The organism is Aquimarina addita (assembly GCF_039539305.1).
Taxonomy (GTDB): domain Bacteria; phylum Bacteroidota; class Bacteroidia; order Flavobacteriales; family Flavobacteriaceae; genus Aquimarina; species Aquimarina addita.
Window position 1 is genome coordinate 1 of record NZ_BAABCW010000041.1, and the last position, 6,499, is coordinate 6,499.

A 6,499-nucleotide genomic window follows, 5' to 3' on the forward strand; every position below is an offset into this window, starting at 1 on the left:
AATTTTTTGTTCCATAGTTGTTGTGTTTTTCCAAGGCATAATAATTTGATTTTTGTCTCAAATTATAACTTGAAAAAGTGTAAACTATGTCCCTTTAACTTTGTAAACTATGTGCCTTTAACGTACCCAGTAAATGATAACCATTGATCGTGTACACGTAGCATTTCTCCAAACGAATATCGATAAGTTGTATCATTGATTTTTACTTTAAAATAGAAATGAGTAGTTTCAATGGCACCATTTCCTCGGGGAAAATCAATTTTTGAAGATCCACGAAAATCTTTTAGAAACCCGGAATACTCAACTTCTATTTCATCGTTTTTTGTTAAAAGAGTACTGTTTTTAATAGTACCTTTTTTATTTAATAATTTTAAAAAAGAAGCAGCATAACGTTCCCGACCTTGCTTCAAAGCTATTTTAATTTCTTCTTCACTTTTGTGCTGAAAAACTTCAGGAATTCCTCTATAATATAGATTGTTTTTTTTTAAATACCTAATTGTCTGAATATTTGGATATAGCTCATACGCAAGAGCTCTGAGGTTGATACTATCATTAGATTGTAGGTAATAGGTAAATCTATTTAAAATTTTATTTAATTCTTCTTTATGATATTTGATAGCTTTTTTGGATGGAATTTTTTCTAATTTAAAATTTCCTAAGACTGGATCAGGAAGAATCTTTGCGATGATTTGATCAATTTTTGGATTAAAAATTTCTTTGCCATTACAAGACCAATGATTGATATAATCAGTAGGGTGCTCTTTTCTTTTGATTTCAATCGTTTCGCTTCCCTTAGTTAATTCCATAGAAATTTCGAAAGGTGTAGATAGAACTTTTTGATTTTCATAATTAGTGTCAGATTCCTTTTTAAACAAATCAAACAACTCATACAATGTCTTTGCCTTAATGGTAATCGTTTGCTTTATTTTATTTTTATCACTTTTATTGATAAAAAAAGAATCAGGTGTTCCTTTGTAGGTATTACTATATGTTGTTATTTCTGTAGCTGTTACAACTTTTTGCCGGGGATTATGTGTAAATACGATCTCATACTTTAACGAATTGTCAATAATAATGTCGGGTGTATTCATATTTCTACTAATACTGGTTTCTCTATAAGAAGAGTAAACATTCATTTTAATAGGAATCTGGGCATTGCAACACAGTATACTCAGTAATGTAATCAATAGCGTCAGTCTCATTGTACTAATTGTTATGTCTTTTTATAGTGTTTTCAATTTTCGTAAAACCGCCTTTGATCGCGTACTTAAGTTAGTGGAACCCCGATTATAATTTCTCATTAAAATTACTCCATATTTACTTTCATTATCAAATTCAAAATGTGCGGTATAACCTGAAACATATCCTCCATGCCCCACAGTAGACAAGATACTATCCTGATATAAGAAAAAACCAAGACCATATTTTCTTAATTCTTCATCAGGATTATGATTGACCCGCATTTCCTTCAATCTATTTTGATCAAGTAATGCTGAGTATCCCATGGTACAAATCATAAACTTTCCTAAATCGTTTGGTGTCGAATAGATACCTCCATTGGGTACTTTATAACCTCTGCCTGCATGCTCTTTTTTAGGTTTTTCAAAGTCAATACCTTCTAGTGGACCTCCACTCATACCGATAGCTAGGTGTTCTGTCTTTCTATCTGGGACTATAAAAAAACTGTTAGTCATTTGTAAAGGCTTGAAGATTTTATTTTCAACCAATTTTATAAAAGGTGTATCAGCTGCTCGGGATAATGCTACACCTAATATTCCATATCCTATGTTCGAATAACTGTATCTCTCTCCTGGTTTGGATTCAAAAAATGTATAAGGTATTGATTGTACCACTTTATCATCCCATTCTTCAATAATGCCACTAGCAGCATTTTTTAATGTGGGTTCTCGTACCAATCCTGATGTATGACTGGCTAATTGACGAAATGTTATTTTGGTAGCTTCAGAATATCCGTTACTATTTTTGATTTCTTCAAAGTAGTTCTCTATAGGATCGTCCAGGTTTATAATTCCCTCTTGTACCAATAACATCATTAGAAAAGCTGTAAAAGATTTAGAGATAGATCCGGTTCTGTAAATAGTGCTTTTATCAGAAATAGTGTTAGTGTTTAAGTTTGATATCCCAAATGCTTTTGACCAGATTATTTCATTTTCGAATACTATCGCGGCAGAAATACTACCATGAATATCATCAACCGTAATATCTTTTGTTAGTTGATCTTCAAATTCATTAATTATTGAAGTAACAGATTCCTTTTTAACCACAGGTTGGAATGATGACATCATCAACCCTATAAATACTAATATGATCATAGAAATTCTTTTCATTGGCTAAAATTTATTTGTATTAAACATTGTAAGATTTTGAGTAGGCTCTTAATGGTAAAATAATAAATTATTCATCCAATCGCTAACTGAAGCGTTTTATCAACCATACAATATGTAAACCTCGGTTTTCATTAGACAAAACCCTACAGCTTTCATATAGTATACATGCACCTTATTAATTTAGTGGAAAGGAAAGTCCTATAGCCGCTGCTCCTGTAACTTGCTCAACTGCTGGTTGGAAATAATAGGTAAATCCAACTTCAACAGTATGCTCTTTTCCTAATGACACCCCAAATTCAAAAGGGATATGCAGGAGTATTCCATTTTTAATGATATCGTGAAACTGAGTTGAAGTTTCAAAAGAACCCATAGAAGTACCTACCCCTAGTTCTACGTAGGGAGCTACCCATGGAATTGGAATGGATAGTCGCACCTTACCACCTAGCAAAAAGGCTTTTGTTGACATTTTATAATCAGTTTGGTTACTTTCATTGGTTGCTTCTTTGGTTGATGTGAGAACAAGTCCAGCATAAGGTCGTAAACCTACCCAATTAGAAATATTATATACATATTCTCCTTGTGCATAGAAACCAGAACCGCTAATATCCGTTTGATCGCTGGGAACGCTGATTCCTAAACCTATAGAAACGTCAAGATATTCACCCATTTTGGTTTGGGCTTGTGATATATTAGTACAAAATAGAGCAAGGATTATCGTGTTTACAAAAACACGAAAAACAGAAGGTCTGGAAATCATAGTATGTGTTATATTATTAAAAAAAATTGTCGTATAAGTAAGTGTCAGAAAGGAGTAAAGTGTTACCTACTTATTTGGATTTTTTTTTTAATAATCACAAAATTTTTAAGAATGGTATTACGATTTGTTGATAGTAATTACACAGATGTTAGTAAGGATTTTTAGGTTTTTGCTAAAATAAAGATATTAGAATACTGAAGTCAAAATTAAACACGATAGAACTGACCTTTTACTTCGCTAAATATAAGAAACGTAGAGCATAGGGTAAGCACTTTTGTTTCGGTTTATTACTTAACTTAATATTAATATTTTGATTTTTCATAAGACTATGTTGTGATACAGTCACTGTTATAGTAAAACGTTAAGTATTGAATGATTGCATTCAAATACCCTAACCTTTGTTGGTTAACCCAGTATATAAGTTGATTTAATCTAGAAATAATTTGAATGTTATTTCTGTTTAAAAAGTAAAATTCAAAATAAGTTAATTTATTCCCATAATAATCTTCAAATATTAAATTGGTATTGAATTTCTCTTCATTAAATCTTTTTAATCCTTTAAAAAAATCTACTAAAATTTTATTATTTGTTTCATAAAAAGAATCTATACTGGTTTTAAGCCTTACAGCTTGATTACTTAATACGTTATCCTTATTTTTTTTGAAAATAAATCCTTTAAAAAAGGTTGTATCTGACATTTTTTGATAACTAAATTTAGTATCATTATTTATTTTGTAAAGCTTTTTCAGGTTTGAAATTTCTGCAATTAATTCTTCTGAAACCTTATTTAATTCGTCGTAATTATTTTTATTTTAGCATATTTATTGGGTTGTTCAGCGTATTTTTTATCTAATTTAGTTTGTTTTTGAGATACTATTTCCGAAAAAAGAATTAATGTATGATCAATACTACTTTGGTATTCTGAAATAACTCCCAAATTTTGAATAAAAAACTTTTCTAATTTATTATTACAAATAATTTCGTCATTTTTATCTTGAGCGCAAGATAGAAATGACGTTAGGCTTAATAAAAGCATTAAAAGTTTATATCGGTTCATTTAGGTTAATATTTTATGACGTCTCTCGTACGTTGCGTTTGCTTCCCAAAGAGAGTAGATGCAATATACAAATTGTGTATACCTAGAATGGTAAGTATAGTTCAAAAATTTGGACGTCCCAAAGGGTTAAAGTACTGTTCGCACGGAGTCGTGTCGGTAAGTCAAGCAGGTGTCAAGGTGGCTTGGGTCATGCATTGAAGTAAGCTAGTCTGCTTAGTTGGTATTCCAATTTTTGTAGATATACACTAGAACTAGCAATAAATTAGATACGGCTTAAGTTTGATTCTTTTTAAATTGATAGTATAATCAGAAAGAACAAAAAGAGAGAATTAAGGTTACTATATACGGTGAAGCTTTAGACTTCGACAACATAGATATTCCTCTCTCTTTTACTACTTGGATCACGGTCAGTTCTGTGAGATTTTAGATCTCTTTTTCAAGTTGTTGTGATAGTGGTAGCTGTTCTTATGAATAAATATAAAGAAACTTTTGGAATACGCCTTTTTTAAGTTTCTATTTTTTTATATAAGTTTATCCTCCTAATTAGTTATATTTTATGTTAACTTTTTTAAAAAATGTAATAAGATACTTAGAAGATTACTTTCATTATCTCTGGCAACCACCACTTCCAGTAGTTTGTATTTCAATATAAGTTGGGTTATACGCATTGGATCTTACAAAATATTCTTCACTTGTTATTTGTCCATTGATAATTAATTGACTAACACCACATAGGTTGAATAAAATATTATTACCAACTCCCGAAGCCCTTGGGTTTGTAGTCGTTCCAATATAAAGATTTCCTCCTAAAGCAGTTAATGTTTCTAAGCCGTTTAAATTAATTAAATTGTCATTTTCCCAAATATTAAGATAGCCTCCTATAGAAGTTATAGCATCTAAATCATCAAAACTTGTTAAATCATCATTCCTATTAACTGTTACTTCTCCTTCTACAGAAGCAAGATTGTTTAAGCCATCTAAACTTATTAAAGTATTATTTGTGCTAAGAATCAAATTCCCCCCAATAGAAGTGATTCCATTTAAACCCATTAAGTTTTTCAATATTGGATTTTCCAAAATATGAAGATCACCTCCTAGCGTAGTAAGTGCTTCTAATCCTTCTAAACTTTCTAAATTATCGTTTACCCAAATTTGAAGATTACCTTCTACAGAACTTAAACTACTTAAGCCATTTAAGTTTGTGATAGAGTTATTATCAAACCCATGAATAAACAAATTACCAATAACCTTGGTGTATTCGAATGTATCTATTTGTTCTTGGGTTAATGATAATGTTCCATTATAAATGAGACCTGTAATAAAATTAAAAACAGAAGAAGTAGCTAATACAGTTCCTGTATTATCTATAGTTTCTACTTTCCAGTAATAAGTAGAATTTGCTTTTAAGTTACTATAATTATAACTATTGGTACTTAAGTTATATACAGTTGTTGGATCTTCGTTGGTGTCCAGGTATATTTTATAAGTAGCACTTGATGGAGTATTTTGTCCTGGAGTAAAAGTTAATGTACCACTCTGGTAGCTACTACTTGTTACATCATTATTTGGATTTTTGATAGCTTCAATTACAAGAGGCTCATCATCATCTGTTGAACAACTTATCAAAAATAAAGAAAATAATAATGTAAACAGAATTATTCTATGTTTTGTTAATGTCTTAATCATAAAGTATTTTTTTGTAAAAATAACTAAATTAAAGTTAAAAATTAAAAACTAAAAGTTAAAAATTGAATGAAAAGTATGGGTTTTTTGATATAGGTAATGAATAGCTGCATATTTAGCTTATCTTCGTTAGACAAATCATTTGCGAAGCTATGGCAAAGACAAATTATTTATTTAATGAAACATGCAGCTTGTTGTATGCTGGCTTTTCATGAACAAATCAAATCAACATGTTGTTCTTCATATTCATTAAAATAATAATGAATGGTTATTATCAAATTTCTTATGTCTATTAAGAGTTTTCATTATAATTGAAAAAATTCTTGAGTTATGTCTTTTTTCTTTATTTCAAATTTCACAAAAGCACAACCTTCTGGGTCAACAGTATTCCACTGGTTATGAACAATCATATTTCTCAACCTACCACACTCTTTTAAATTCCAGATTAACTTTGAATGAAGTTCAATTTCCTTATAGAAAATTCCTTTTTTATAATTTGAATATCTATCAAATAAATCAACCTTTGCAGTATAATACTCCCCATTTTTAAGACAGCTATTTAAATTGTAAATTTAAAACTGTACATATGAAAAAATCGAGAAGAAAATTTAGTTCTGCATTCAAAGCAAAGGTTGCTTTGGAAGCTATCAAAGA

General features: G+C 29.9%; 6 protein-coding genes. All 6 read right to left on the reverse strand.

The annotated features are described in order from the left end of the window. Nucleotides 1-107: 107 nt before the first annotated feature. Nucleotides 108-1,202, reverse strand: a complete 1,095-nt coding sequence (locus ABD816_RS21850) for a hypothetical protein (protein WP_344931023.1) — start codon at nucleotides 1,200-1,202, stop codon at nucleotides 108-110. 21 nt (nucleotides 1,203-1,223) lie between these two features. Further along, the gene (locus tag ABD816_RS21855; protein WP_344931025.1) at nucleotides 1,224-2,348 is read right to left on the reverse strand and encodes a serine hydrolase domain-containing protein; all 1,125 of its coding nucleotides are present in this window, start codon (nucleotides 2,346-2,348) and stop codon (nucleotides 1,224-1,226) included. 175 nt (nucleotides 2,349-2,523) lie between these two features. Continuing rightward, nucleotides 2,524-3,105 carry an outer membrane beta-barrel protein gene (locus ABD816_RS21860; protein ID WP_344931026.1) on the reverse strand — a complete coding sequence of 194 codons (582 nt, stop codon included), beginning with the start codon at nucleotides 3,103-3,105 and terminating at the stop codon, nucleotides 2,524-2,526. A gap of 326 nt (nucleotides 3,106-3,431) precedes the next feature. Further along, nucleotides 3,432-3,803 carry a hypothetical protein gene (locus tag ABD816_RS21865; protein WP_344931027.1) on the reverse strand — a complete coding sequence of 124 codons (372 nt, stop codon included), beginning with the start codon at nucleotides 3,801-3,803 and terminating at the stop codon, nucleotides 3,432-3,434. 89 nt (nucleotides 3,804-3,892) lie between these two features. Continuing rightward, on the reverse strand, nucleotides 3,893-4,162 hold the full coding sequence (locus tag ABD816_RS21870; protein ID WP_344931028.1) for a hypothetical protein: 270 nt from the start codon (nucleotides 4,160-4,162) through the stop codon (nucleotides 3,893-3,895). 606 nt (nucleotides 4,163-4,768) lie between these two features. Then, nucleotides 4,769-5,848, reverse strand: coding sequence for a hypothetical protein (locus ABD816_RS21875; RefSeq protein WP_344931029.1), 1,080 nt, complete (start codon nucleotides 5,846-5,848; stop codon nucleotides 4,769-4,771). Nucleotides 5,849-6,499 lie beyond the last annotated feature (651 nt).

What these genes read in the sequence shown, in the direction of transcription:
- ABD816_RS21850 (WP_344931023.1), bottom strand. Translation starts at nt 1,202, where the DNA reads ATGAGACTGACGCTATTGATTACATTACTGAGTATACTGTGTTGCAAT.
- ABD816_RS21855 (WP_344931025.1), bottom strand. Translation starts at nt 2,348, where the DNA reads ATGAAAAGAATTTCTATGATCATATTAGTATTTATAGGGTTGATGATG.
- ABD816_RS21860 (WP_344931026.1), bottom strand. Translation starts at nt 3,105, where the DNA reads ATGATTTCCAGACCTTCTGTTTTTCGTGTTTTTGTAAACACGATAATC.
- ABD816_RS21865 (WP_344931027.1), bottom strand. Translation starts at nt 3,803, where the DNA reads ATGTCAGATACAACCTTTTTTAAAGGATTTATTTTCAAAAAAAATAAG.
- ABD816_RS21870 (WP_344931028.1), bottom strand. Translation starts at nt 4,162, where the DNA reads ATGAACCGATATAAACTTTTAATGCTTTTATTAAGCCTAACGTCATTT.
- ABD816_RS21875 (WP_344931029.1), bottom strand. Translation starts at nt 5,848, where the DNA reads ATGATTAAGACATTAACAAAACATAGAATAATTCTGTTTACATTATTA.